The organism is Paenibacillus sp. 1_12 (assembly GCF_900114475.1).
Lineage (GTDB): Bacteria > Bacillota > Bacilli > Paenibacillales > NBRC-103111 > Paenibacillus_S.
Genome location: NZ_FOTE01000018.1, coordinates 19,117 through 44,560 on the forward strand (window position 1 = coordinate 19,117; position 25,444 = coordinate 44,560).

24 protein-coding genes are annotated in these 25,444 nt (G+C 47.0%); 21 read left to right on the forward strand and 3 right to left on the reverse strand.

What is annotated here, in order from left to right; genetic code table 11:
- Positions 1 to 121 precede the first annotated feature (121 nt).
- Positions 122 to 1,099, reverse strand: coding sequence for a class II fructose-bisphosphatase (glpX, locus tag BM210_RS27230; protein WP_091175409.1), 978 nt, complete (start codon positions 1,097 to 1,099; stop codon positions 122 to 124).
- A 255-nt stretch (positions 1,100 to 1,354) separates the two neighbouring features.
- Here glpX and BM210_RS27235 point away from each other — a divergent pair, with 255 nt between their 5' ends.
- The 10 genes from BM210_RS27235 (at position 1,355) to glp (ending at position 11,394) form a co-directional block, all read left to right on the forward strand.
- On the forward strand, positions 1,355 to 2,005 hold the full coding sequence (locus BM210_RS27235) for a helix-turn-helix transcriptional regulator (RefSeq protein ID WP_091175410.1): 651 nt from the start codon (positions 1,355 to 1,357) through the stop codon (positions 2,003 to 2,005).
- Positions 2,006 to 2,144: 139 nt separating this feature from the next.
- Positions 2,145 to 2,951, forward strand: coding sequence for a pyruvate, water dikinase regulatory protein (locus tag BM210_RS27240; protein ID WP_091175412.1), 807 nt, complete (start codon positions 2,145 to 2,147; stop codon positions 2,949 to 2,951).
- Between the two features lie 74 nt (positions 2,952 to 3,025).
- Positions 3,026 to 3,640: a PH domain-containing protein gene (locus BM210_RS27245; RefSeq protein WP_091175414.1), complete on the forward strand. Its 615-nt coding sequence runs from the start codon at positions 3,026 to 3,028 to the stop codon at positions 3,638 to 3,640.
- A gap of 477 nt (positions 3,641 to 4,117) precedes the next feature.
- The gene (locus tag BM210_RS27250; RefSeq protein ID WP_091175415.1) at positions 4,118 to 4,849 is read left to right on the forward strand and encodes a response regulator transcription factor; all 732 of its coding nucleotides are present in this window, start codon (positions 4,118 to 4,120) and stop codon (positions 4,847 to 4,849) included.
- Positions 4,846 to 5,907 carry a sensor histidine kinase gene (locus BM210_RS27255; RefSeq protein ID WP_091175417.1) on the forward strand — a complete coding sequence of 354 codons (1,062 nt, stop codon included), beginning with the start codon at positions 4,846 to 4,848 and terminating at the stop codon, positions 5,905 to 5,907. Before BM210_RS27250 ends, BM210_RS27255 begins: the two co-directional genes overlap by 4 nt.
- Positions 5,908 to 6,012: 105 nt before the next feature.
- Entirely contained in the window at positions 6,013 to 7,383 is a 1,371-nt protein-coding gene (locus BM210_RS27260; protein WP_091175418.1) for a molybdopterin-dependent oxidoreductase, read from the forward strand.
- Positions 7,384 to 7,543: 160 nt separating this feature from the next.
- Positions 7,544 to 8,185 carry an MOSC domain-containing protein gene (locus tag BM210_RS27265; protein ID WP_091175420.1) on the forward strand — a complete coding sequence of 214 codons (642 nt, stop codon included), beginning with the start codon at positions 7,544 to 7,546 and terminating at the stop codon, positions 8,183 to 8,185.
- A 235-nt stretch (positions 8,186 to 8,420) separates the two neighbouring features.
- The gene (locus BM210_RS27270) at positions 8,421 to 9,038 is read left to right on the forward strand and encodes a molybdenum cofactor guanylyltransferase (protein WP_256224093.1); all 618 of its coding nucleotides are present in this window, start codon (positions 8,421 to 8,423) and stop codon (positions 9,036 to 9,038) included.
- Positions 9,039 to 9,142: 104 nt separating this feature from the next.
- On the forward strand, positions 9,143 to 10,147 hold the full coding sequence (gene moaA, locus BM210_RS27275) for a GTP 3',8-cyclase MoaA (RefSeq protein WP_091175424.1): 1,005 nt from the start codon (positions 9,143 to 9,145) through the stop codon (positions 10,145 to 10,147).
- Entirely contained in the window at positions 10,147 to 11,394 is a 1,248-nt protein-coding gene (glp, locus tag BM210_RS27280) for a molybdopterin molybdotransferase MoeA (RefSeq protein ID WP_371263557.1), read from the forward strand. The genes moaA and glp overlap by 1 nt, the downstream gene beginning before the upstream one ends.
- Before the next feature lie 245 nt (positions 11,395 to 11,639).
- Here glp and BM210_RS27285 read toward each other — a convergent pair whose 3' ends face one another.
- Entirely contained in the window at positions 11,640 to 12,806 is a 1,167-nt protein-coding gene (locus tag BM210_RS27285; protein ID WP_091175425.1) for an MFS transporter, read from the reverse strand.
- Between the two features lie 678 nt (positions 12,807 to 13,484).
- Here BM210_RS27285 and helD point away from each other — a divergent pair.
- The 11 genes from helD to BM210_RS27340 all read left to right on the forward strand — a co-directional run bounded on the left by helD (position 13,485) and on the right by BM210_RS27340 (position 24,557).
- A complete protein-coding gene (gene helD / locus BM210_RS27290; RefSeq protein WP_091175427.1) occupies positions 13,485 to 15,839 on the forward strand; it encodes an RNA polymerase recycling motor HelD in 2,355 nt (784 codons plus the stop codon).
- A 392-nt stretch (positions 15,840 to 16,231) separates the two neighbouring features.
- On the forward strand, positions 16,232 to 16,810 hold the full coding sequence (locus BM210_RS27295) for an RNA polymerase sigma factor (RefSeq protein WP_091175429.1): 579 nt from the start codon (positions 16,232 to 16,234) through the stop codon (positions 16,808 to 16,810).
- On the forward strand, positions 16,807 to 17,772 hold the full coding sequence (locus BM210_RS27300) for an anti-sigma factor (protein WP_091175431.1): 966 nt from the start codon (positions 16,807 to 16,809) through the stop codon (positions 17,770 to 17,772). The genes BM210_RS27295 and BM210_RS27300 overlap by 4 nt, the downstream gene beginning before the upstream one ends.
- A 151-nt stretch (positions 17,773 to 17,923) precedes the next feature.
- Entirely contained in the window at positions 17,924 to 19,135 is a 1,212-nt protein-coding gene (gene eis, locus BM210_RS27305) for a GNAT family N-acetyltransferase (RefSeq protein WP_091175433.1), read from the forward strand.
- Positions 19,136 to 19,520: 385 nt separating this feature from the next.
- Complete coding sequence (locus BM210_RS27310; protein ID WP_091175434.1) at positions 19,521 to 19,820, forward strand: LiaF transmembrane domain-containing protein; 300 nt, start codon at positions 19,521 to 19,523, stop codon at positions 19,818 to 19,820.
- 40 nt (positions 19,821 to 19,860) lie between these two features.
- Positions 19,861 to 20,550, forward strand: coding sequence for a PspA/IM30 family protein (locus BM210_RS27315; protein WP_091175436.1), 690 nt, complete (start codon positions 19,861 to 19,863; stop codon positions 20,548 to 20,550).
- Positions 20,547 to 21,089, forward strand: a complete 543-nt coding sequence (locus tag BM210_RS27320) for a PspC domain-containing protein (RefSeq protein WP_091175437.1) — start codon at positions 20,547 to 20,549, stop codon at positions 21,087 to 21,089. The genes BM210_RS27315 and BM210_RS27320 overlap by 4 nt, the downstream gene beginning before the upstream one ends.
- 3 nt (positions 21,090 to 21,092) lie before the next feature.
- Positions 21,093 to 21,797 (forward strand): PspA/IM30 family protein, encoded by a 705-nt coding sequence (locus BM210_RS27325; protein WP_091175439.1) that lies wholly within the window; start codon positions 21,093 to 21,095, stop codon positions 21,795 to 21,797.
- A gap of 178 nt (positions 21,798 to 21,975) precedes the next feature.
- Positions 21,976 to 22,686 carry a cell wall-active antibiotics response protein LiaF gene (gene liaF / locus BM210_RS27330; RefSeq protein WP_091175440.1) on the forward strand — a complete coding sequence of 237 codons (711 nt, stop codon included), beginning with the start codon at positions 21,976 to 21,978 and terminating at the stop codon, positions 22,684 to 22,686.
- Between the two features lie 160 nt (positions 22,687 to 22,846).
- Positions 22,847 to 23,914 carry a sensor histidine kinase gene (locus tag BM210_RS27335; RefSeq protein ID WP_091175442.1) on the forward strand — a complete coding sequence of 356 codons (1,068 nt, stop codon included), beginning with the start codon at positions 22,847 to 22,849 and terminating at the stop codon, positions 23,912 to 23,914.
- A complete protein-coding gene (locus BM210_RS27340; protein WP_091175443.1) occupies positions 23,904 to 24,557 on the forward strand; it encodes a response regulator transcription factor in 654 nt (217 codons plus the stop codon). Before BM210_RS27335 ends, BM210_RS27340 begins: the two co-directional genes overlap by 11 nt.
- Before the next feature lie 371 nt (positions 24,558 to 24,928).
- On the opposite strand, the gene BM210_RS27345 is transcribed toward BM210_RS27340, so the two are convergent.
- Positions 24,929 to 25,324, reverse strand: coding sequence for a VOC family protein (locus tag BM210_RS27345; RefSeq protein WP_091175445.1), 396 nt, complete (start codon positions 25,322 to 25,324; stop codon positions 24,929 to 24,931).
- Positions 25,325 to 25,444 lie beyond the last annotated feature (120 nt).

The following is a 25,444-nucleotide window of genomic DNA, read 5'->3' on the forward strand; positions in this document are numbered from 1 at the left end:
ATGTTTTTTGAACATGCTCTTAGAATTTGCGCAGCAAACGAGCTTCGTAAGCAGAGATCTAGGCTGGGGTAACTACCATAGTATCATACCCATAAGGAAGGTCAATGCATCAGCCAAGCTGTTATTTCAAATAAAGACCACCGATCAGCGGCTTATTCGGCAAATAATGGACAGTACGAATAAAACGGACGGTTTTGGTTTTGGCTCTCATGACGATCGAGTGTGTCTCTGCACGTTGATTGCCCATATACTGCACGCCACCAAGGAATTCGCCTGGAGTAATCCCGGTTGCCGCAAAGAATACATCTTCATTACCGACCATATCGTCCATGCTCAGCAGCTTGAATGGATCGCCAATTCCCATACGTCTGCAGCGTTCCAGCTCCTCTTCATTTGATGGCATCAAGCGTCCCTGCAGTTCACCATCAAGACAGCGAAGTGCGGCTGCAGCCAATACACCCTCAGGTGCACCCCCCGAACCTACATACAAATCAATGCCGGATTCGCTTAAGCAAGGAGCCATTGCGCCAGCCACATCGCCATCGCTTAATAATTTAATACGTACACCGACACGGCGGAGTGTTTGAATTTTGTCTTGATGACGTTCACGGTCCAGGATCATCACGGTCAGATTGCTAAGCGGCTTATCCAGGTATTGAGCAGCTTTCAACAGAGTCGTTTCCAAAGGATCATCCAAATGCAGCTTGCCAGCCAATAGAGGACCTACGGCCAGCTTATCCATATACATATCTGGAGCGTGCAGCAGGCAGCCTTTATTAGCCATTGCGATAACGGCCAGCGCATTATTCAAGCCTTTGGCAACCGATTCAGTTCCTTCCAAGGGATCCACGGCAATATCGACCTCGGGGCCTTGTCCGTTTCCGACTTTTTCACCAATATAGAGCATAGGGGCTTCATCCATTTCACCTTCTCCAATAACGACAGTGCCCTGCACTGAAACAGAATCGAACATCGCTCTCATCGCTGTAGTGGCTGCTCCGTCAGCTTCATTTTTATTGCCTCGTCCCATCCATTGTGCAGCGGATAATGCCGCCAATTCGGTGACTCTCACTATTTCCATTGCTAGCTCTCGTTCCATTCTTTTTGCCTCCAAACTCATATTGGTTTAAATAGGTTGTATTATATTACAGTTATAATTTCATTATTACACACTATATGCGTGTTATGTAACTGTTAAATGTAATTAAAGTGATGTTTTTATGATAAAAAGTTTGTTTTTAACATATAAATATTGTTTATAGGACGTGTTTGTGTAAATCATTTCTGAAGTTTGGTATACTTTATATCATATAGAAGGTTTCAGAAATAGAAGTTCTGGGACAGGGAGGTCACGATTATCGAATTGTCAGCCCGTCAATTACATATTGTTGAATTGGTTAAGCAGCATTCACCGATCACCGGTGAGCAGATCGCTGAGATGCTTGGGTTAAGCCGCCCGACGCTTCGTTCGGATTTGGCATTGCTGGTGATGCTCGGGCTGGTCGATGCGAAGCCGAAGGTCGGTTATACACCGGGTTCATCCATTTCCGCTGAGAATCAGGTGTCTCGCAGATTGCAATCATTGAAAATAAAAGATATACAGGCTGTACCTGTTGTAGTCAGAGAGTCGGCATTGATACATGATGCAGTTGTTGCTCTTTTTATGGAAAATGTTGGAAGTTTGATTGTGGTCGATGAAGAAAGCTGTCTATCCGGCATTATTTCGCGCAAGGATTTGTTGAAATTCACATTGGGCAATCCTTCAGCTTCCACGATGCCTGTCAGTATGGTCATGACCAGAGAGCCCAATGTGATTCATGTACAGCCTGAAGATAATGTGCTTGAAGCGGCACGGAGAATGATCCATCATCAGGTGGACGGTTTGCCGGTGGTCGTTCCCATCAAGCAGGATATTGCGCAGGGACGCAGCCGCTGGGAGGTCGTTGGTCGCATTACCAATACGATGATGACACAGCTTCTGGTGGATCTTGCCTCCGAGTCTTGATAGTTCGGTGAATAAATCAGTGGCGGAAGCCAGAACTAACATCACGAATAATTTCGCAGCAGTTGCAACCAAGCTCTCGTTATTCACCTGACTTCTGAAATAGCCCGGATAGTATGATGTGAGCAAAGGAGAACAGTGGATGACGGACGATCGACATTATGAGATAACCATTTGCTCGGATTCGGTAGGAGAGACGGCCGAGGCGGTTGTAAAAGCGACCATGCGCCAATTCGATGCCCATCAAGTGACGACGAAGCGGATTGGACATATCAAGCACGAGGATGAAATACGTATAATCATGGAGGCTGCAGCCAAACGGGGAGGTTTTGTGGCGTATACACTTGTTCAGCCGGAGCTGCGTGAAATGATGAAGGAAGAAGCGATCCGTCTGGGAGTCAGAGCTATAGATATTATGGGACCGATGATGGAGGCGTTCATCGATACATTCAATGATTCGCCGAAGCGAAAGCCTGGGCTGCAGCATGAAATGGACGACGATTACTTTCGACGTGTCGAGGCTATCGAATTTACGGTTAAATGCGATGATGGACGAGATACCAGCTCGTTGCTCAAGGCGGATATTATATTGATCGGCGTATCGCGGACATCCAAGACACCGCTCAGTATTTTTTTGGCACATAAAGGTCATAAGGTGACTAATTTACCGCTTGTTCCAGAGGTCAAGCCGCCTAAGGAGCTGTTTATGCTTCACGGCAGCCGAATTATCGGTTTAATTATGGATCCTGATAAGCTGCTGAAGATTCGCACCGAGCGGTTAAAGGCAGTTGGGCTGCCCAATGGCGCCAAATATGCCGCGCTTGACCGGATTGTTGAGGAATTGGAATATGCGCAAGGCATCATGAAGCAGCTGGGCTGTCCGATTATTAATGTAACCGATAAGGCGATTGAGGAAACTGCGGGCATTATATTGGGTTATATGTCTTAATATTAGCCGTAAAATGACTATAAATACTGGAAAGCTTTTATCGAATAACTAGTTTTGAGAGGACGGGTACTTGAATGTTCAAAAAAATAGCTGCAGATGCGCTTGGGTTAAGCGATATTGGCAGCGTGATTAAACCGGTGGATTATGACAAGGTGGATGCTGACGATTATGTCATGAATGAAGACAACGAGAAAATTTATTTTCTGATCAAATCCAAAGCAGATGAGTATTGCTTCACCAATCTAGGCCTAATCCATCTGGATGGTACAAGTGCACTCAGCAAGAAACGGACGCTTCGCCGCTTTAATTACAGCCATCATCCGATTTCGAATGTAGCTCTTGAAACAGCCGGAACTGTCGATCTCGATGTAGAAATTAAATTTTTGATTGGTACAGCGTCTTATTCCATTGATGTTCACAAGAAGCATATTGCCGAAGTCAAGGATCTGTATAAATCGCTTTTGAAAATTGCTGAAATCTCCGAAGAGAACGAAACGACGCTGCAGTATGCAAAAGAGAGTATACACCTTGCATCAACGACATTAAATCGTTCGGTTAAAGAGGGCGGAAACATTGTCGAGCAGTTTAAGGAAGTCACCGAGGCTGCTTTCTTCTGGATGGTGGAAACCCATAAGCAGTACAAGGTCAAGGATTATGGTCATATTTTCGAGCGTTATATTAATCAATAATCCAGGTACTTGCAAGATCGGATGGCCAAGCTGCGGAATCATACATGCCATTTTAATTTTATTACTATATAAGATGAACCAAAGAAACACACAGCCCGAGCGGAGAAAGCAGACCCTTCTGGAGAAACGGAGTGTTCGCCTTTGCAGACGGATTCTTACCCTTACCCCTATGGGGCTAAGAATCGAAAGAATCTGGCTGCAACAGCGATTGGAAGAGTGGGTCTGCTTTCGCAGCGCCTCTTTGCTGTCATGATGTTTTATTCATCTTATATACATGAACAAAGCCCTGTCGAGCTTAAAAAGTCGGCGGGGCTTTCTTCATGCTGCAAGTAATGTGCGAACTAAGGGCTGAATATAGGATTGTTAATGAATACGTAATATTTGCGTGTGAAGGTTATGTTAAAATATAGTAAGACCCTGTTGTATGAAGTAGCTTAAATCTCATGGTTGTACCTGAAAAGGAGGGCGCTCAATTCGATGGTGAAAATTTTGGTAGCCGATGATGAGGAAAATATAACCGATGTATGCGCCCGATACCTGCTGCGTGAGGGTTTTGAGGTCTTATGCGCCAAAGATGGCGATGAAGCACTTCGTGTATGGGAAAAAGAATTACCGGATTTTATCGTGTTGGACGTGATGATGCCCAAAAAAACGGGCTGGCAGGTATGTGAAGAGATTCGCAGCAATCACGATGTGCCGATTCTAATGCTTACGGCTAGAGGAGAAGAAATGGACCGGCTCATGGGACTTACCATGGGTGCGGATGATTATATGACAAAACCGTTCAGCCCTCGGGAGCTGGTGCTGCGTGTGAAAGCCATACTACGGCGACTGAAGCCTATGGAAGCGGCCAATGCAGCAGCTATTCCGACTCAGGCTAGCAAATCAGGCTCGATCATTAGCCGAATGGGGCTGGAAATTGACAACTTGCGGAGGGTGGTCAAGGTAGGAGGTAAGGAAGCGGAGCTGACAGTGAAGGAGTTCGAGCTGCTGTGGCTGTTTGCCAACCATCCCGATCAGGTGTTTTCCCGCAATCAATTGTTGAATACGATTTGGGATATTGATTATTTTGGAGATACGACGACAGTGACGGTTCATATCCGAAGGCTGCGTGAGAAGATTGAGAAGAACCCTTCCGCCCCTAAATATATTAAAACCGTCTGGGGGATCGGCTACAAGTTTGACGGAAAGGGGGGCGATCCGGAATGAATCGGTTTATGGGCTCGGTAGGCCTGCGCACCTATTTGCTGTTAACGAGTCTGGTTAGTATTGCTGCCATATTGATCAGCTTATTTGTCAGCTACAGGAAGATGTTTTTGACGTTGGATGAATTGATATGGCTTACTATTGTGACTGTAGGGGCAGGTATTCTTTCTTTGATTGTGCATCTGATTATGACCCGGCCGATTGAACGGGCGATTGATATGATCAGCAGGGAATCGCAGCAGATCGCGCAGGGCGATTTTCGCGGAGAGCTGCCCCTGATTGGCCCTGTGGAGTTTCAGGCGATGGCAGTTAATTTTAATCAAATGAGCCGTCAATTAAATGAAAGCTTTCAGCAGCTGCGATCCTCGGAGGCTTCGCGGCGTGAGCTTGTGGCTAACGTGTCCCATGATTTGCGTACTCCGTTGGCGTCGATTCAATCGTTTGTTGAAGCCCTTCAGGATGATTTGATTGAGGACCCCGACACGTATAAACGTTACCTGAGTACGATTCGTCTGGAAACCCAGCGACTGAGCGGTTTAATCAACGATTTATTTGATCTTTCGCGCAGGGAGGCGGGGGCAGAAAGCTTCGAGCCTGAAGCCTATCACCTGGATAATCTGATTGTCGAAACCTTGCAAAGCCACCGGCTGCAAATCGAGGAAAAAGGTATCGAAGTCGAGGGGCATATTCCCGAGGAGCTGCCGCCCGTCTTGATTGTACCCAATGAAATTAAGCGGGTGGTTTCCAATTTGCTTCACAATGCACTGCGTCATTCCCCTGAAGGGGGGAAGATTCGGATTTATGCGCAATTGCCAAAGGACGGGTACGTAATGGTTACGGTGGAGGATCAAGGTGAGGGCATTGCTGAAGAGGAGCAGGTTCGTCTGTTTGAGCGTTTTTATCGAACGGATCATTCACGCAGCAGGGCAAGCGGCGGTTCCGGGCTTGGGCTGGCGATTTCCAAATCGATCGTGGAAATTCACAGCGGTCAAGTTGGGGTAAACAGTAAGCTTGGGGAAGGGAGTCAGTTCTGGTTTACAGTGCCTGTGGTACAGCGGTAATACAACCAAGAGCCCTGCTCGATACGTATACCTATTTAAAGACCTAAAATTGACGGTTACCAATAGGATCAACGAATGGACGTAAACAGGAAAGGCGGTGCGGAAATGGATAGATGGAGAGATTGGCTAAAGGAATCTTACGGTAAAAAATTATCAAAGCTGCACGCATGGAACGCTTGGGTTGTGCTTTTGCTGGCTGTTACGGGTGTTGTGCTCTTTGTCCCGTCGATTCGTGGTGATTTGGGCGCATTGCGTGTTGTTCTCAAACAGGTTCATATTGTGCTTGGAATTGCGTCCATTGTCCTCATCGCCTTGTACGTGCCATTGATTGCTAAGCACTGGAAGCAGCTCAAAACGAGATTGAAGCAGCGTTGGAATTTGGCGATTGTGCTGTTTTTACTCATAGGCTGGGGGATCACGGGGCTTGTTCTCTGGCAGTTCCACAACCTGCCTCCCATCTGGAGCAATGTTTCGCTGGTGCTGCATGACTTGTTCACATGGGTAGGAATCCCTTACGCTTTGTATCATTCCATTTCCCGAAGCCGTTGGCTCAAAACGATGCGTTCGGAAGAGTTGAAGGCAGCTAGACAGCTGCAAGCGGATAAACGGACTGCAGTGAGCGTTGCGGCAGCACAAGCGGGTTCAGAAGCAGTGCCGGGAGCAGAAGTAGGATTGGATTCAGGAGCAGTAACTGTGGCAAAAGGCACGATGGGTCCGCAAAAATTTGTGGAATTTTTAAAAAATGCACCGATTTCGCGGGCAACCTTTTTGCGTTCAGTTATTGGGCTACTGCTTGTATTTGGTGTAGGGCCTTATTTTTATCGCTGGATGAAAAGCGTTTCGGACACTGGGGGGTCAGGGCTGGATCAGATTTATGCATCCGATGCCAATCATATGCAGCCAGAGCCTGTTGCACTTGCCGAATCCAGCCCTCCAATCGGGGGTGGTTTAAAAGGTGAATTCCGTATCTATACGGTCACTGATATTCCGGCCTTTTCGAGCGATAGCTGGCAGTTTTCGATTTCAGGCCTGGTCGATAAGCCTATATCGTGGGATTGGGAGCAATTTATGCAGCTGAAGCGTAAGGTGCAGGTTAGTGACTTTCATTGTGTAACCGGCTGGTCCGTATATAAAGTAACCTGGGAAGGGATTCCGCTGTCCGAGCTACTCGAGATGGCAGGCGTGAAGAGCCAGGCGCGTTTTGCCAAAATGTATTCAGGTGACAAAGTATATACGGATTGCTTGTCATTGGAGCAGGTCAAAATGGAAGATGTGATGGCTGCCGTGCTGATGGATGGGAAGCCGATTCCTAATCAATTGGGAGGTCCGGTCCGGTTGATTGTTCCGAAAATGTACGCGTACAAATCGGTCAAATGGCTGCAGGCTATCGAACTGATCGAAAAGGAGCATATCGGTTATTGGGAAGTTCGCGGCTACGATAATGATGCATGGGTACCGGGGAGCAGGCTGTCTTAGACAGTGCGGCTCCTTTTGCCGTATGAAGTTTGAGTAGTAACTAACAATATACTTACAAATTACAGCAATTTCGTATAGCCTCGAGTGAATTTTTATTCTATAGTAGAAGGAAAAGAGCTTGCTGCAGGACATCCGACAGGCAAGCAGGAGGCTTAACGTCATGAAGCTGGTTTCGCTAAATATTAGTATGCCGGTTACGGTCGATTATCAGGGAAAACCTGTACAGACCGGAATTTTTAAAAAACCTGTAGCTCAGGAGCTGCTGCTATCTACCACTCAATTGGAGGGGGATGGGCAAGCTGATCTAGTGAATCACGGCGGAGCGGACAAAGCGGTCTGCGTTTATTGCGCCGAACACTATGACTATTGGCAGGAGAAGCTGCAAAAAAAGTTGTCTTACGGAGCGTTTGGAGAAAATTTTACAATTACAGGATTGCTCGAATCGGATATTCATATCGGGGATACGTACGAAATCGGTACAGCTGTCGTTCAGCTTAGCCAGCCTCGGCAGCCATGTTTTAAGCTTGCTTTAAAGCATGGCATTAAGGAGCTCCCCTTGCAGGTCCAAGAAACCGGCTTTACGGGCTATTACTTTCGAGTTCTGCAAGAGGGACTTGTTTCCGCAGGGCAAACATTCCGTCTGGTAGAGAAGCAGCCGCTTGCTATTACGGTTTCCACGGCCAACCGTCTTAAATATGTCGATAAATCCGATACCTCCGGTATTCTTCGACTGTTGTCTGTCGATGCTCTCTCGGACAGCTGGCGAGCTTCTTTCGAAAAACGCTTGGAGAGCTCCGAGTAGATGCGTATGTATTAACCTAAGTAAGCGTGTCCCTGTGGGACGAAAAGCGCCCCGAGCACACGCAGTCAATCAACAAAAAATACCGTACACCTTAAAGTAAGCGTGTCCCGACAGGGACGAAAAGCGTGTATAAACGCACCATAAAGTAGGCATCCCGAAGAGGGAGTCCAGAGGGCAGCGCCCTTTGGGTCCCTCCCTTCAAGGGAGGGTTGGGGAGGGTGATAACTTGGTGAGGATGGAGATCTCTGGAGTCATATTAGCCGGGGGCAGTAACCGTCGGATGGGCGGAAGCCCGAAGGCGATCTTGCAGCTGGAAGGCAAGCTATTCATCGAACGGCAGCTGGAAGAGATGAGCAAGCTGTGCAGCGAAATTATCATTGTGGCCAATCAAGCGGAATACTTCGAGTCGTTTCTTACCGGTCAGTATTGGAATGTACGGCTCATAAGGGACCTGCATCCTGGAAAAGGTCCGCTTGCAGGGCTGCAAGCTGCAATGGCTGAGGCAAGATACGAGGAGCTTTGGGTAGTTGCTTGTGATATGCCCTTTGTTTCGGCTCCCGCGGCGCAGCTGATGCTGGAATTAAGGCGCGGCACAGAAAAAGACTTCCAGATTGTGCTGCCGTTGATTGCGGGTAGACTGCAGCCGCTGCATGCCATCTATCACCGGACCTGTAAGCTTGTTATCGACCAGTTGCTTGACGCCGAGTATTACCGGATGATGGCGTTAATCGAGCATGTGGGCAGTACAGTGGTTGAGGAATCCTTGTTTATTCAGCATGAAATTCCGCCCGATTTCACAGTAAATGTCAATGATCAGGCTGATCTGGAAAAAATTCAGAATGGGCTTAGATAGAGTATAAGTCCGCGGGCATTATTTACTTTTGAATTGTAAAATGTGCGATAATAATATGCATACTACAGTCCATTCTACAATATAAGGAAACGGGGTGAGTGAATATGGCAGATATACTTCAAGATCGCTTTGGCCGTGTTCATGATTATCTGCGCATTTCCGTCACGGACCATTGCAATCTGCGCTGTGTCTATTGTATGCCTGAGGAAGGCATGGAATTTGAGCCCGAGGACAAGATGCTTAGCTTTGATGAAATAGTTGAAGTTGTCCGTGTACTTGCTGGTCTCGGTGTGCGCAAGCTTAGACTTACCGGTGGAGAACCTCTAGTCCGAAAAAATCTGGAACAGCTAATAGCCCGTTTATCCGTAATTCCCGGAATTGAGGATATAGCTTTGACAACAAATGGTATCTACTTTGCACAAAGAGCAGATAAGCTGCGCGAAGCAGGTTTAACGCGAATTAATATCAGCCTGGATTCACTGCGTGCTGATCGATTCTCATTAATCACAAGAGGCGGCGATATTCACCGTGTATTGGCAAGTATTGAAGCGGCCTATCGTGTGGGTCTGTATCCGATCAAGCTGAATGTGGTCTTAATGAAGGGCTTGAATGACGATGAAATTGACGATTTCCTAATGATGACTATGACCCGCGATGTTCAGGTGCGGTTTATTGAATATATGCCAATTGGGCACGATGATGCGAATTGGAAAAGCAAGTACGTGCCTTTAACAACCGTGATGGATAGATGTGCGGAAAGAGGTTGGGCGGCCCAGCCATCCGGTGAAGTGTATGGCAATGGCCCTTCTAAAAATTATCGAATCGAGGGCGCACTCGGTTCGTTTGGATTGATTCATCCGATCAGCGACCATTTTTGCGAAACCTGTAACCGGCTTCGGTTGACGGCGGATGGTAACATTAAACCTTGTCTTTATTGGTCTGATGAGTTTAATGTACGCTCACGCATCGGCGATGATCTGGCATTGGCAGAGCTGTTTCTGAAGGCGCTTGATGTAAAGCCGGAGAGTCATGAAATGGCCAAAGCACTGTTAGATGAACAGCAAAGCCATAGTCCCACATTACGCAGAATGTCGCAGATCGGAGGATAATGAAAACTGTGACAGGTTATCGATTTCAGCGAAAGCTGGTTCAAGTGGAGGATGCGCAGCAAGCGATCCTCCATTACGTGCGTCTGCAGGAAACAGAGGAAGTAGCGCTTGCTGAGAGCTTTGGACGGCGCTTGGCGATGACGGTGACGGCTGATCATCCGGTTCCGCATTTTCGACGTTCCGGTGTTGATGGTTATGCACTTCGAGCTGCTGACAGTATCGGATCGGGACCAGATCGGCCCATTAAATTAACTGTTACTGAATGGATCCCGTGCGGAACGATGCCCTCGCTACCTATAGGGCAAGGTCAAGCTGCCCGTATCATGACAGGCGCTGTCGTTCCCGAAGGTGCGGATTCGGTTATTATGATGGAAATGACGGAGGTTTCGACAGATCGTGAGGTAGGTATTCGCAAGCAAATGGCCGAAGGTGATAATATAACACCGATTGGACAAGAAATAGAGCCGGGTGAGGTGCTGCTGCGGCCGGGAAGAATTATTCGTTCGGGTGAGGCGGCAGTGCTGGCAACCTTTGGATTCGATACGGTCCGTGTGTTTCGTAAGCCACGAGTTGCGATATTTTCTACAGGCTCGGAGCTGCTGGAGGTGGGGCTGCCTCTGGAGCCGGGGAAAATTCGCAACAGCAACAGCTATATGCTAGCTGCCCAGGTGAAGGAGGCGGGTGGAGAGCCAGTCATCATGAATGTTTTACCGGATGACCCTGCAGAAGTGGAGAGATCGCTGCTGGAGGCATTGGAGCAAGTGGATTTGATGATCACAACAGGCGGTGTATCCGTAGGAGATAAGGATGTACTGGTAGATGTATTCGAGCGTTGGGATGGTCAACTGCTCTTTAACAAAATCGCCATGCGTCCGGGAAGCCCTACCTCAGTCGGATATTGGAGAGGAAAGCTGCTGTTCGCCTTATCAGGCAATCCCGGAGCCAGCTTTGTAGGCTTTGAGCTGCTCGTTCGACCTTACTTGAAAGGCATTCTGGGGAATGCAGAGAGGCTGCATGAAGAGACAAAAGGGTACCTGCAAGCCGCTTATTCCAAAGGCTCCGCCTATCCACGTTATGTACGTGGAACCATGATGCTGCAGGAAGGCCAAGTGTGTGTCGAGCCTGCCGGCAAAGATAAATCGAGTATCATGAGGTCAATCAAAGATACAGATTGTCTTATTTATATTCCTTCAGGCGGACGAGGTGCCGATCGGGAAGATCTGGTTCGGATCCTGCTGCTTAACTAAAGTCAAACCCCCATGCAGGGCGAACCGCGCTGCACATGGGGGAGAACAAACAATACAAGAATCTCATTTGTACTGGTGTGCAATGCCCCAACAGCGCTCATTCGAGCTTTCCCATTCAGAAGGCCTGAAGGCATATTCAAACATAGGCTTGGAGAAGTGAAAGGATTGGACTGGAGCCAGAAGCGGGATGTATCAGTCCAAGGTGTTCACGTATGTTTATACCTTCTTGGTTATGTAAATTTGACTCATGCTTGAGGGTTTGCTGTTACTTGCTCTTCAAAATCTTCTTCCTTTGTCTGCTTGGTCAAAAAAGCACCGCCGATCAGAAAGGCTCCACTGACGTAGAAGACAGAAACAACACCTGCCCATGTGCCTAGCAGCCCGAACATCATGGGTGCAATCAGCTGGGACAGCCGGTTAATGGAAAGACGCAAACCGAGCACCTCTCCGGTTCGTTCCTTGGGTGAAGCATTATAAGTTGTCGTCATGGATAGAGGCTGCCCGCATCCGAGTCCAGCTCCCATAAAAGCACTGAGCACACCAAATAGTATTGCATTACCGGACAATGGCACCAGGATGAAAGATAAACCTGCGACTAATATGGATCCGAGCAGTACTCGACCGCGCCCGAATTTGCCGCTCAGTCGGCTTAACGAAAAGCGGACGATAACCATAGTCAATCCTTGTATCGTAATAATCCAGCCAATCTCTGTTGCTGATAAGCCCATTTGGCTGGCGAATAGCGGGAAGTAGGCAACGAATATATCTCTTGAATAGAGCACTAGAGCGCTGGAAGCGAGCGCTTTACGCAGAAGCGGTATTTTGAGCAGCTGGACCGGAGAACTTGATTTCTCGGTTCTGGCTTTTTTCTTGCGTTCCAATTTAGGAATCAGAAAAGATAAGCATACAGGCAAGACGCCGATGCAAGCTGCAACGAAGTATGTAAAAGGATAGGATACCAGCTCAGCCAAATACCCGCCGAGGACAGGACCGATTAAGCCTCCAGATGCAACAGCTGTACTGTATATACCAAAATGATGATCACGGTTCTCTTTGGTAGATATATTGCCGATTATATTTTGCAGAGAGATGACGCCGAAAATCTGAGATACTCCTATGATGGCTTGAGATACATAAAGTGACCATAGGTAGGGGAACAAGAACGGCAAAGCAACGCCGACAGTCAAGCCAATCATGCCAAAAATGACGGGCAAGCGGTCTCCGATGAAGTCCGTGATTTTCCCGATATGTATCGCCAATACGAATGGAAAGAAAGCGAACGCTGCTGTCAGCATACCAATCTCCCAAGTGCTGGCCCCCAGCTGTAAGGCGTACAGGGACATAATAGGCCGGGTACTGAACAGCATGACTTGAAAGCCAAGTGCGATGAAGATAACGATTCTTAGAGTCATGATTAGATTCCTACCTTTAAAGGATTAATATCCAGATGAGATGAAATATAGAAACGTTAGCGTTTACACAAGGGTTTAAGGTGAAAACAAACTGTTATATGAATCTCGATAGATCCCAATTTTACTTTTACCACGAAAAAGTATGGATAGTAAAGCTTTACGAATATAATTTTGCGGAGAATTTAGAAGGTAAAAGAAATCGATATCGTGTTCACGGGAACTTTTGTGATGCAGCTGCTGTGAATTATTAAGGTAATCTGCTCGCTTTATCGTAGTTTAGTGAGGTGTGGGGAAGCTGACCATAGGATGATAAGGTAAAGTTTAGGGTAAAGTAAGGATTCATGATTAACAATAAGAGGTTATAGGGTACAAAATCTGCTGAGATGAACAAAAGGCTGCGCTGTCCCAAAAGAGACGGCGCAGCCTTTTGCTCATGAATAGATATAGAAATGACCCAGCAAGCTCAAGATGGGATCGAATCTCAGTATCACAACAACGACAAAATATCCCCCTATATTGATTTCGGAGGAAAGAAATGTTAGAATGAGAAATACTCTGAAATTAAAAAAACCGAACATGAATAACTTTATCTAATTATAACACTAATTCGAATGAATTGTCAATGCTACTTTTGAATATCCTTACCTAACTCACTATTTTTGAAAGAGGGCGGCTTGAATGAGTATGACGGAACAGCAATGGAACGAGGAGCAGCGGCGTGTAAATGACGTTACCGGCTTGATGGAGCTGCAAATCGAGCAGCTGGAAGGAGAAGTCGGTGAGGTTAGAGGCGAGGTTGTGGATATCCGTACCCATTTCTGGGACGATGTCACGGTAAATATGGGCACAGCCGAGGATTCGGCTGAGACTTTATCCAACCTCAAGCAGCAGGTAGAAATGTTATCCGAACGTGAACGTACCCACCGCATTGCTTATTCTGCGTTGAAGAAGTTGAACCGAATGGTGAAGTCTCCGTATTTTGGGCGGATCGATTTTAAGGAGAATGGAATACAGGGCACGGAAATGATTTATTTGGGAATCGCTTCCTTTATGGATGAAAGGGACGATACCTTTCTCGTCTATGATTGGCGTGCGCCAGTGTCTAGTCTTTACTACGATTACCCGCCAGGGCCGTCCTCTTATGAAACGCCAGGTGGCTTGATTGAAGGAGAAATGCTGCTTAAAAGGCAGTATGTGATTCGTGACGGCGATATTCGGCTAATGTTTGATACTGGGGTTACCATTGGCGATGAGCTTCTTCAGCAGGTACTGAGCCGCAGCTCGGACGCTCAAATGAAGAGTATTGTCGCCACCATCCAAAAGGAGCAAAATCAGATTATCCGTAATGACCGCAGTCGGATGCTGATTGTCCAAGGGGCAGCAGGCAGCGGAAAAACATCATCGGCGCTGCAGCGTGTGGCTTATCTGTTATACAAAAATCGCGAGACGCTGCAAGCCGATCAGATGCTGCTGTTCTCACCTAATCCGATGTTCAACAGCTACGTATCTACGGTTCTTCCCGAGCTTGGTGAGGAAAATATGCTGCAAACGACGTTTCAGCAATATTTGGAAAGCCGAATTGGCCGTGATTTTCAGCTGGAGGATCCGTTTATCCAAATCGAATACGTATTAAGCGCACCGGAGGATGTTGAGTATGCGGCCAGAAACAGCGGTATCCGCTACAAATCTTCCGTCGATTATCTGATGGTAATGGATGCGTACAAGACCTGGCTGGAAAAACAGGGGATGAACTTTATTTCCATACGTTTTAAAGGTCGTGAGGTTGTATCCTCGCGGCGAATCAAGGAACGCTTTTACAGCTATGACTCCTCGATTCGTCTGGCTAATCGTGTTGTGCTGCTGCGCGACTGGCTGTTGAAGGAGATCAACGCTTTTGAGAAGCTGGAACGGAATATGCCGTGGGTGGAAGAGGAGATCGAGCTGCTTGATATCGATGATTACCGACGTGCTTTTAAGGAGCAGCAGCGTATTCAGAAAGAAAAAGGCACGACGTTTGATGATTTTGATGTGGAAAAAAGCTATCTGGCCCGCATGGTTGTCCATGATCGGCTAAAGCCGCTGCGGCGGAGGGTTAAGCAGCTGCGCTTTGTTAACGTACGGGCACTGTACAGGCAGTTATTTGAAAAAGAAGGGCTGTTCTCTAGCTTATCCGGAGAAGCTGCGGTACCCGAGTATTGGTCAGAAATCTGTCGTCAGACGATTCAGCGGCTGGAGCAGTCGGAGCTTGCTTATGAGGATGTCACGCCGTATCTGTATTTGCTGGAGCTGGTGCAAGGCTTTCAGACGAATACGAGTATCCGCCATGTCATTATCGATGAAGCACAGGATTATTCACCATTTCAGCTTCATTTTCTAAAACGATTGTTTCCTCGCTGTCGGATGACTGCATTAGGTGATGTGAATCAGGGAATATATGCCCATGCCTCGTCATTGGGTGAGCATGACCCGATTGCCAGACTATATGGTGCCGAGCAAACCGAATTGATTCGCTTAATGCGCAGCTACCGTTCCACACGAGAGATCGTTGAATTCACACGAGGCATGGTGCCCGGCGGTGAAGACATCGTGCCGTTTAATCGGAGCGGAGAGAAGCCGAGGGTTATCGTGGCTACGGAGCAGGAACTGCTGCATAGTCATATGATAGCCGATTTACTTGCGCTTATTGCCGATCAATATGAATCCATAGCGGTGATTTGCAAAACGGCGAATGAGAGTGTAGGCGTATATGAAGCGTTAAAAGAACATCTCCCGCTGCGTCTGATCACGAAGCAAACGCCGTCTTTTGAAAAAGGCGTGCTTGTTATTCCTTCTTATTTAGCGAAGGGTGTTGAGTTTGATGCCGTTATTATTTATAACGGCTCCCGTGAGCGGTACAGCCGTGAGAACGAGCGGAAGCTGTTTTACACGGCATGTACCCGTGCGATGCATCTGTTGTATATATATTCGTTAGGTCAGCCAAGTCCGTTCATTACGTCGCAAGCTGATGATACTTATTTGTATATGAACTGTTGATCTTTCATTCAATGATGTCTTCTTTTTAATTAACAATACTTTTGGATAATGATCGAAAATTGGATATTAACCGAACGTCTCCGGGTGCCTCCGAATTATTGGGAAGCACCCTTCGTCGTTTCATTACAGCTAATACCTGTACATCTATCGAACCGTTAATATGGATAAGAAAAGTTTGTCATTATAGCTTACATTTCATGGAAATCACCGTTAAACTGGGTTACAATGGCACGAGAGAATACATCGTCGATTTTTCCTTATACCTGTTGCATGCCTGTTAAGGATCATAGAGATTTTTTCTGATTTCGGAAAATTTTGGTCGTAGAATCCAGAGAGAGTTTATTTGCGAATAGAAGTATAAGAGGGAGAAGTTGGCCGAAAGGAGATCCTTCATGAATGGTTTAATGCCCGACCAAGAGCTGATGAAGCGAATTGCAGCTAAAGACGAAGAGGCTTTAAAACAGCTTTATGATCATTATGAAAAACCAATTTATTCATTCGCTTATCGTATGGTCAGAGATGCAATGATGTCCGAGGAAATTGTTCAAGAGCTGTTCCTTCGGATATGGAATACAGCCGAGCGCTTTGATGGCACGCAGGGTAAGCTGACGAGTTGGATGTTCACGTTAACGCGCAATATTACGATTGATTTGCTTAGGAAAAAAAGAAGCCGGACACCGCAATCCATGGCAGAGCCTGATCAACTGCAGTTTGTTGCGGATGAACGGATGAATACAGAGCTGGATGTGGAAAAGAAGTGGGTCGGCGAGCAGGTGAAAGCGGCTCTAGATGATTTGAATGAGGATCAGAAAAAAGTTGTCGAGTGGATTTACTACCAGGGATTTACACATCAAGAGGTGTCAGACATGCACGCCATTCCTTTAGGAACCGTTAAAAGTCGTGTTCGGTTAGCAATGAAGCAGCTTCAGCGGCATCTATCTGATGGAGGAAGGAGGGATTTTCAGCAATGAGTAACCAACGAACAGATATGATGTGTGATCTGTTAGAGCTATATGCATTGAATGGCTTAACGAAAGAGGAAGCAGCGGAGTTCAAGAAGCATTTGAAAACTTGTGCTGTATGTCGCAATCAATTAATTGAGCTGCAGTTGGTTGTTGATTTATTGCCAACAGCTTCGGAACCGATAGAAGTACCGCAAGGGATGCGTGAGCGAGTTCTGGATCATGTATTCAATAGTACAACAGCTACCAAGCCGGTTCAGAATACGGCAGTTCGGGCAGGTTCTGAGCTGAATGCGATGGAAAGCTCGGGAACCGCTATGAAAACTATACGGGCTAGCCGATCGATGCAAATGGACAACGAACAGAGTGCAGTGGATGAAACGTCCAAGATGACAGAGCTCAGCCGCATTTCGAGTCAAGGAAAAGCAGATCAGAAGCTTCGTTACTGGAGGCTGGCTAGTCTCGCGCTTACTGCAACAGTGATTGGACTCGGGCTGTATGCATTTACACTTAAAGGCAATATGAGTGAACTGCAGGTGGATCTGATAGCTGTAAAAGAAACGGTTAGCGGGCTGCAGACCGAGTTGACTGGACTGAATAGCAAGCTGGCACTTGCCAGTAAGCCTGCGGCGGACATGCAGGTTAATAAAATCGTGACTTTAAACCCGGCAGCGGAAAATATTGTTTCAAAAGGTCTGGCTTCTATTGTCATCGATAGTAAAGGTACGCATTTGATCGTGCAGGCTGATGATCTGCCCCAAGTGAAGCAGCAGGAGGCATTTCAGGTTTGGCTAATTAAAGATAATCAACCGGTGAGTGCGGGAACCTTCTCCCCTCACGATGGCAAAGGAGTCGTCTACTTCACATTTGAACCGAAGGATTATGATACGGTCGCGATTACTCTTGAACCGGATGCCAATGGTGAAAAGCCCCGCGGATCTATCGTGCTTGCAGGTGGTTTGAAAAGCTAGATTTCACTAGTATAATAAATGTAAGGCTATGGAATAGAACGCTGGGCTCAGCGCGATCACCGCTTATCTTTGTAGAGTAACAGGTGAGGGTTTAGCCTGGCGTCTGTTCAGTTTGACAGCAGCATTCAGCTTTTTCATTGGGGGAATATGGATGAGTACATTGGACATTCGTCAAATCAGTAAGGAGCATATTGCGGATAGCATCGCATTATCCGAATTTGCTTTTCAGATGGAGCTGACACCGCAGCAGCGGGAGGAACGGATCGAGAGATTCAATGAACAACAAGGATGGGGTGCTTTTGCCGATGGCAAGCTGGCTGCCCGTATGTCCATTCTTGAATTACATACTTGGCTTCATGGCAAACGCTTTGAGATGGGTGGAGTTGCGGGTGTTGCTACATGGCCTGAATATCGCCGCGGCGGGCTGGTTACAGGGCTGCTGCATAACGCGCTGCGTGTCATGAAGGAACAAGGGCAGACCCTATCCTTTTTGCATCCGTTTCAATTTGCCTTTTATCGTAAATTCGGATGGGAAACCTACACGGATTATATGAAATATGAGATTCCAACAGCTATGCTGCCCAAGCTTCCTTTGCAGACGGGAAGCATCATGCGGGTGGATGAGCAGATCCCCTTATTGAATGGGATTTACCGCAGCTATGCCGTTCGTTATAACGGTATGCTGGATCGGGATGAGCAGTGGTGGAAGCGGCGCATTTTTACATCCAAAAAAGGGACAACAGCCGTTTATCGTGATGAAGCTGGCGTACCATGCGGATATGTATTTTATGATGTTAAGGATCGGGTTTGCAAAATTCATGAACTGATCGCTTTGAATTATGAAGCAGAGCAGGCGTTGTGGAAGTTTATCGCTGATCATGATTCCATGATCGATAAGGTTACGCTGCAGGCTCCCGCGGATAATCGACTGTCGTTTTTACTGGATGATCCGCGGATCAAGCAGGAGCTTGTCCCTTATTTTATGGCGCGAATAGTTGATGTGGTTAGCTTTCTGGAGCAGTTTCCGTTTGCGGTAGCTGACGATCTGTTGGGTACGGGAATGAGAGAGAGTGAGCTGACGCTGAACATTCGCGATCGACATGCCGCTTGGAATGACGGCAGCTTTACGGTCAGGATTGATGCCTTTGGAACAGCAAAAATAGAGAAGCTCAAGGAAGGGCAAGCGGACATGAACGGACTTGCTGTGGAGTGCGATATCTCTACACTATCAACCATGTTCATGGGCTATCAGCGTCCTGAGTTTCTGCACAGCATAAATCGGCTGCAGGGTTCTGAGGAGTCCGTCAGAAAACTGGAAGCATTGATACCGCGACGTCAAACCTATTTACCTGATTTCTTTTAAGGTGCGGCATACCTACTTTTGAAGAGGAGAAAGCCTGCGTCAGCCTCCAATGAAGATTTAAGACGATATATATTAGAAGAAGCGTGAGCTGCCAGAAATGGAAGCTTGCGCTTTTTTTCTCGGCTTCTTAGGGCATCATGCTTGCAGCAGGAAACGTATGACACTGATACCCGAGCGGAGAAAGCGGACCATCTGGAGAAACGAAATGTCGCCTTGCAATAGCACTTTCAAAAGTGCCAGCATCTTTGTCGCCTGAGGTCGCATAAGTACCCCGACTTAGGTCTAGTATGAGAAACCGCCGCAGGTCCGTTTTGAAAAGATGCTCTGTGGTCTAAAATAAAGACATGAGCAAGGGACATCACAACGAAAGGCGGTGAATACATAAATGAGATTGAATCGAAACAGCGGTTTGGCAGTGGCACTTATAGCATTTGGTGTCTTAATACTGCTTAGCAAAATGGGACTTCATATGGGGCATATCATGAGTTACTTATTTCCGATTGCGTTGATTGGATTAGGATATATCGGACTTCGCAATGATCGTACGATAATCGGTCTGATCCTGATCGCCATTGGTTCACTAGTACTTATCGTGAAGCTGTCAGGTGTAATTGCTATTCTCGTCGCGATCGGGTTGATCGTATATGGGGTATCGAGCTTGAGAAGAAAATCACGCGCTTACTAAGACTTATAGTCAGATTCCAAAGATGAAGGTGGTAAAGAGTATGGGTTTAGGCAAACGATTCAGAGATATTACGGTTGCAACATTCAATGAAATGCTGGAAAACTCGGAAGATCCGGTTCGTCTAATTGATAAATATTTAAACTCGCAGGCCGAGCAGATTCGTGACTCGGAACGCCTCCTGCAGCAGTGCTTGTCACACGCCTCAGGGTTGAGACAGCAATATATGACAGCTGCTCAATTAATGGAGCGCCGCGAACAGCAAGCGCTGATGGCATTGAAGGCCGGTGAAGATGAAGTGGCCCGCATAGCCCTTCAGGAGAAGCTGCAGCAGGAAGAACGCAGTGTGCAGTACAAGGCATTGTATGATCAAAGTAAGCTTGGTATTGTAGAGCTGGAAAGCCAGTTGCAGCAGTTCAAGGCAGATTACGAGGAGATTGCTTCCAAACGCAGCTACTACATTGCACGATTGGAGAGCCTGCGCTTGCAGCAGCGGATGAATGAACGGCTGCGCGGTATGGGCGGCGGTATTGGAGCTGAACAGCCGCGGATGTTCGATCGGTTGGAGGAGCGTGTCTCCGATATGGAATCGGCAGCGCGTGCACTGCGTGAAGTGAGAAGCCATGGACGTGAGGTGCTGCAGGCAGTAGGAACAGCAGCCTCGCAAGCGCTGGATCAGGAGATGGCTAAGCTCAAGGTTAAATTGCAAGAGGAGGGCTGGATGCGATCATGAGTAAATTATATCGTTCACGTTCAGACCGATATGTAACAGGTCTGTCCGGTGGATTAGCAGAAACCTTAGGAATCGATTCGACCTGGATTCGTTTGATACTAGTGTTTACCACTTTCTTTTCCGGTGGTGTCGTCATTGTCTTGTATTTCCTAGCCGCACTGGTCATTCCCAAAGAGCCGCGTGACCATGGACCATTTGGTCCGGGCTACGGATACGAAGGTGCGGGTGCACCGAATTGGAATGGTCAAGCTGGACCTGGGTGGGGACAGCAACCATGGGGTCAGGAATGGAATGGAAAAAAATATGGCTGTGGCTATCGCAAGCATAAACGCAATGAATATCGTCAAAACAATGGTCATTTTGGAGCTAATAACGCTGGGTATCCGGGCGCGCCAGGTCAAGGGCACACTCAAGCCGGTGATAATTTGGATGACCTGATGAAAGATATTGAGAAAAAAGCGATGTGGAAAGAAATCGAAGATCTTCGTGCCAAAGTAGCACAATACGAAAAAAACCAACAAACCAAAGGGGACGTGTAAATCATGGGAGTATTTTCAAGAATCAAGGATATGACGAAGGCATCACTGCATGAAATTTTGGATAAAGTTGAAGATCCGATTATTATGTTAAATCAATATTTGCGTGATATGGAGGAAGAAATTGCTCAAGCAGAAGTAACAGTAGCCCGCCAAATTGCCAACGAACGTAAACTGAAGGAACGTTATGAAGAAGCGATTCGTTTGACAGATCAACGTGAAGAGCAGGCTAAGGAAGCTTTGAAGAATGGTCAGGAACTGGCTGCTCGTCAGGCTCTAGAGCAAAAGCTGTACTACGAAGGCAAAATTGCAGAGTATGGCGATTCGCATGAGCAAGCTAAGGTACAGGCTGCTGAGCTCGTTCAACAGCTTCATGAGATGAAGGATGCGTTCTATCAAATGCGCAACAAGCGCAGTGAATTGGTATCCCGTGCCCAATTAGCAAGAGCACAGCGTCAAATGGCTCAAGTTACAGCGCAAAATGTAATCGAAGGCGGTCATGCCGCCAAAGGCTTCAGACGTATGGAAGACAAGATTGTAACGCTTGAAGTGGAAGCTGAAATTGCACGCAAGCCTTATGTGGGCAGCAGCGCATATTCCTCTGGAGTTGGCTACACGCCTGCTAGCAGCATAGACGCGGCTAAGCAAAAGAAAGTTGATGATCAACTGCAGCTGTTAAAAGAAAAGATGGGCTCAGAGAAGTCTCAGTAATTTCTTCTCATTATCCTCTTTGAGTGGATACCGAATTATGATATGCTTGGTAAGGCAAAAAGCCATAGGGCCATTTCAAAGCCGCTATGGCTTTTCAGCCTATGAAGATATCAGAGTAAATATATGCAAATGTATCACATACTACCCAGAATCAGCATAAGAAAGGAGGCAGCATAGGATGAAGAAATTTGACCGTAAATGGAAGGGAAGCGAACGTGGAGACGGGACTGGTCATGACCGGAAGGGCAACCGTAACGACCGCAATGTAGCGCTGGTTTTGATCGGCGTTGGCATATTTTTGCTTTCCAATAATCATTGGGGCTTTTTCACCGTGCTTGCCATTGTGCTGATTTTTATCGGTATTCATAAGGTGAGAAAGTCATCTCCACGCAAGGGCTATATTTTGATGGGGATTGGACTCGTTATTTTATTAGGCGGTAACTTCTCTTTGCTGCTTGCTATTATATTAATCTCGTTGGGGTTTTTCTATATTCGTTCCAGGCAGCTGCATCGCGCCGAAAGCTATGTGAAGAAAAGCTTGATTGAGAGCGTACGTTGGGGGAAAGAGCCATGGGTTTTACGCAACAGCTCCATCTGGCATGTCATCGGTGAAGCAAAGATTGATTTGACCTACGCGATTCCTGAACAAAGAGAAGTTACGCTTGTTCTGCAGGGCGTAATCGCCGATCTTGATATTATCGTGCCAGAGGATATGGGACTCTCCGTAACTTCGTCCGTTATTTTTGGAGAAGCAGTGATCGGACCTAATAAAGAATCGGGCATTTTAAATAAAACGGTATGGCAAACAGCTAACTTTGAAACTGCGGATACGCAGGTAAAGTTAATGATTTCCTATATTATAGCGGATATTGATATCAAGATTGTTTAGGTGTCTGGTGAATAAAGAGTAAGTTATCATGCAGAAGCGTTAGTATTCGCCTTTGTTTCCGGATGTTTATCGCTGTGACCGTAAGGATCTTGGCCGCGCAGCGGAGACTTATTCACCAGACTTTTAGAGGAATTGCGGTAAAGCTAGGAGGACATGCTTAATGGAAAGACACAATAAACGGCTGACCAATATGATGTGGCGAAGCATGGGCGAGTCGATTGGGCTCAGCCTTGTTTTGTTTGGCGTTATTGTGTACTTCCTGATCCATTATGGTTATCTGAAAGAGTTCACCACTTGGAGTGAAGGCATTCAAATGAGCCTGACCTTGATTCTCATTGTTGTCGCCATCGGCGGCGTATATGGCATTTGGTACAGCGGCAAGATGAAGTCCCGGCTGGAGCAGCTTGGCGAGGTGATGCTGGCACTGGAAAAGGGGAATCTGACGCGTACGGTTCCTCCGCTAGGCGAGGATGAAATCGGTCGGCTCGGAGAGCAGCTCAACGAGATCACGAAAAAATGGGAAGAGCAGGTCAGCTCGCTGCAGCGGCTTTCCAATAATAATGCGCAGCTTGCGCAAAAAGCCAAATATTCAGCGATTGTCGAAGAACGGCAGCGGCTGGCGAGGGAGCTGCATGATGCGGTCAGTCAGCAGCTGTTCGCGATCTCGATGACGGCTACGGCGGTCGGGCGCACGCTGGATAAGGACTTTGACAAGGCGCAGCGGCAAATTTATTTGATTGAGGAAATGGCTTCAGTGGCGCAATCAGAGATGCGTGCGCTGCTTCTGCATCTGCGTCCTGTTCATCTGGAAGGCAAACGACTGGCAGAGGGCTTAGTCGAGCTGCTCGATGAGCTGGCCGCCAAGGTGCCCATGGAGATTGTAGGCGAATTGACGGATGATATCCAGCTCCCTAAGGGCATTGAGGATCATCTGTTTCGTATTGTCCAAGAAGCCATGTCGAATGCGCTGCGGCACTCCAAGGCGACACGGCTCGAGGTGCGGCTCACACAGTCATCGGCAGAAAGCATTCGCTTGCTCATTCGTGATAACGGAATCGGTTTTGATCTAGATGTGAAGAAGCATGCCTCTTACGGCATTATGACAATGAAAGAACGTGTGAACGAAATTGGCGGGTCCTTGAATCTGATCACGGCACCAGGAAAGGGCACGCGGATTGATATTCGGGTTCCTATTATAGCGGAAGGAGTGGAAGAGCTTGGAGAATGAGGAACAGGCAATAAAAGTATTGCTGGTGGATGATCATGAGATGGTACGGATTGGCCTTGCCGCCGTGCTGAGCACAGAGGATGACATTGAAGTCGTTGGTGAAGCCAGCAATGGTGCGGAAGGGATTCGTCTAGCACAAGAGTATAAGCCGGATGTGGTTCTGATGGACCTTGTCATGGAGGGTATGGATGGGATTGAAACGACGAAGCAGCTGCTCAAGCTGTATCCCAATTGTAAGGTAGTCGTACTGACAAGCTTTTTGGATGATGAGAAAATGTATCCTGTTATTGAAGCGGGCGCCTTCAGCTATTTATTGAAAACATCACGCGCGGCAGAAGTGGCGCAGGCAATACGCGCTGCGGTCAAAGGGCAATCTATTCTTGAATCCCAGGTTGCATCAAAGATCATGAACCGCTTTCGACAGCCAAAGCCCGTAGCCCCGGCCCACGATGAACTGACGGAACGCGAGATGGAAGTACTGCGGCTTATTGCATCCGGGCGGTCGAATCAGGACGTTGCGGACGAGCTGTTTATCGGAATCAAAACGGTTAAATTCCATGTAACGAACATTTTAGCCAAGCTCGGTGTTGAGGATCGTACACAAGCAGCTATCTACGCGTTCAAAAACGGGCTGGCTGAATAAGCTCCTTAACTATTTGGTTAATGTGGAATACGCTGTCTAGTTTCCGCCTGCGGCTAGCTGAAGAAGACAACTAGGCTGCCCCAACATAGTTACGTTTACGGGGCACTGCTTGGGTGACATTTTGTGGCTCCACTCGTAGAGCTTATGTGGCGTTATCTTCGGACAGGGGCTCGACTCCTCTCGTCTACATACTGCAAATCCACAACAACGAAAAGGAGCTTGCCACTCGATGTGGCAGGCTCCTTTCTTTGTTTACACAAGGTATTGCAGTTGAAGCGAAATAGCTCTATGTAACCGTCAAACCTTGACCACCTGAAATTGCTAACTATTTGCAGCAGCAATGCGGAAGTTTGTTTTATATTGATAAAATTTTATTTTGCGTTCTTATCTGGCTGATGAATACCAAAATTATTGCCTTCGGTATCCATATAATATCCCTGCCATGCCATGCCAGGCAGAGCATATTTGGGCAATGCGACCTTACCTCCATAATTAATAATTTTTGCTTCGGTAGAATCGTAATTTGCTACTCCAATTGTACATGCAAAACCATTCAAGGGCTGGCCTGGTTCAGGGGAAGCACCTTGACGTTGCATCAAAGCTCCGTTAATTCCAAGCTCATTTGCATCGCCAGTAACAGCTCCAAAGTAAGGCATTCCAGCATAATCGCTCCAATCTTCAAATGTCCATCCAAATACCTCTCCATAAAACTTCTTGGCACGCTCCATGTCATCCACATGAATTTCGAAATGAACTAATCTGCCCATAATTACCTCCTCATCTTGCTTAAATGTTTTCTAATTATTTCTTCTTATAGGTTTGATTTTCCTTCATCATTATTGCAATAAGTATAGAAGTTTATTCAGTTTTACCTAAAAGGTTGAGAG

Bases quoted from the DNA above. Each gene is read 5' to 3' on its own strand.
- BM210_RS27285 (WP_091175425.1), bottom strand. From the start codon at position 12,806: ATGACTCTAAGAATCGTTATCTTCATCGCACTTGGCTTTCAAGTCATG.
- BM210_RS27295 (WP_091175429.1), top strand. From the start codon at position 16,232: ATGAATGGTTTAATGCCCGACCAAGAGCTGATGAAGCGAATTGCAGCT.
- glp (WP_371263557.1), top strand. From the start codon at position 10,147: ATGAAAACTGTGACAGGTTATCGATTTCAGCGAAAGCTGGTTCAAGTG.
- BM210_RS27255 (WP_091175417.1), top strand. From the start codon at position 4,846: ATGAATCGGTTTATGGGCTCGGTAGGCCTGCGCACCTATTTGCTGTTA.
- helD (WP_091175427.1), top strand. From the start codon at position 13,485: ATGAGTATGACGGAACAGCAATGGAACGAGGAGCAGCGGCGTGTAAAT.
- eis (WP_091175433.1), top strand. From the start codon at position 17,924: ATGAGTACATTGGACATTCGTCAAATCAGTAAGGAGCATATTGCGGAT.
- BM210_RS27315 (WP_091175436.1), top strand. From the start codon at position 19,861: ATGGGTTTAGGCAAACGATTCAGAGATATTACGGTTGCAACATTCAAT.
- moaA (WP_091175424.1), top strand. From the start codon at position 9,143: ATGGCAGATATACTTCAAGATCGCTTTGGCCGTGTTCATGATTATCTG.
- BM210_RS27250 (WP_091175415.1), top strand. From the start codon at position 4,118: ATGGTGAAAATTTTGGTAGCCGATGATGAGGAAAATATAACCGATGTA.
- BM210_RS27300 (WP_091175431.1), top strand. From the start codon at position 16,807: ATGAGTAACCAACGAACAGATATGATGTGTGATCTGTTAGAGCTATAT.
- BM210_RS27260 (WP_091175418.1), top strand. From the start codon at position 6,013: ATGGATAGATGGAGAGATTGGCTAAAGGAATCTTACGGTAAAAAATTA.
- BM210_RS27270 (WP_256224093.1), top strand. From the start codon at position 8,421: ATGGAGATCTCTGGAGTCATATTAGCCGGGGGCAGTAACCGTCGGATG.
- liaF (WP_091175440.1), top strand. From the start codon at position 21,976: ATGAAGAAATTTGACCGTAAATGGAAGGGAAGCGAACGTGGAGACGGG.
- BM210_RS27335 (WP_091175442.1), top strand. From the start codon at position 22,847: ATGGAAAGACACAATAAACGGCTGACCAATATGATGTGGCGAAGCATG.
- BM210_RS27245 (WP_091175414.1), top strand. From the start codon at position 3,026: ATGTTCAAAAAAATAGCTGCAGATGCGCTTGGGTTAAGCGATATTGGC.
- BM210_RS27320 (WP_091175437.1), top strand. From the start codon at position 20,547: ATGAGTAAATTATATCGTTCACGTTCAGACCGATATGTAACAGGTCTG.
- BM210_RS27265 (WP_091175420.1), top strand. From the start codon at position 7,544: ATGAAGCTGGTTTCGCTAAATATTAGTATGCCGGTTACGGTCGATTAT.
- BM210_RS27310 (WP_091175434.1), top strand. From the start codon at position 19,521: ATGAGATTGAATCGAAACAGCGGTTTGGCAGTGGCACTTATAGCATTT.
- BM210_RS27240 (WP_091175412.1), top strand. From the start codon at position 2,145: ATGACGGACGATCGACATTATGAGATAACCATTTGCTCGGATTCGGTA.
- glpX (WP_091175409.1), bottom strand. From the start codon at position 1,099: ATGGAACGAGAGCTAGCAATGGAAATAGTGAGAGTCACCGAATTGGCG.
- BM210_RS27345 (WP_091175445.1), bottom strand. From the start codon at position 25,324: ATGGGCAGATTAGTTCATTTCGAAATTCATGTGGATGACATGGAGCGT.
- BM210_RS27325 (WP_091175439.1), top strand. From the start codon at position 21,093: ATGGGAGTATTTTCAAGAATCAAGGATATGACGAAGGCATCACTGCAT.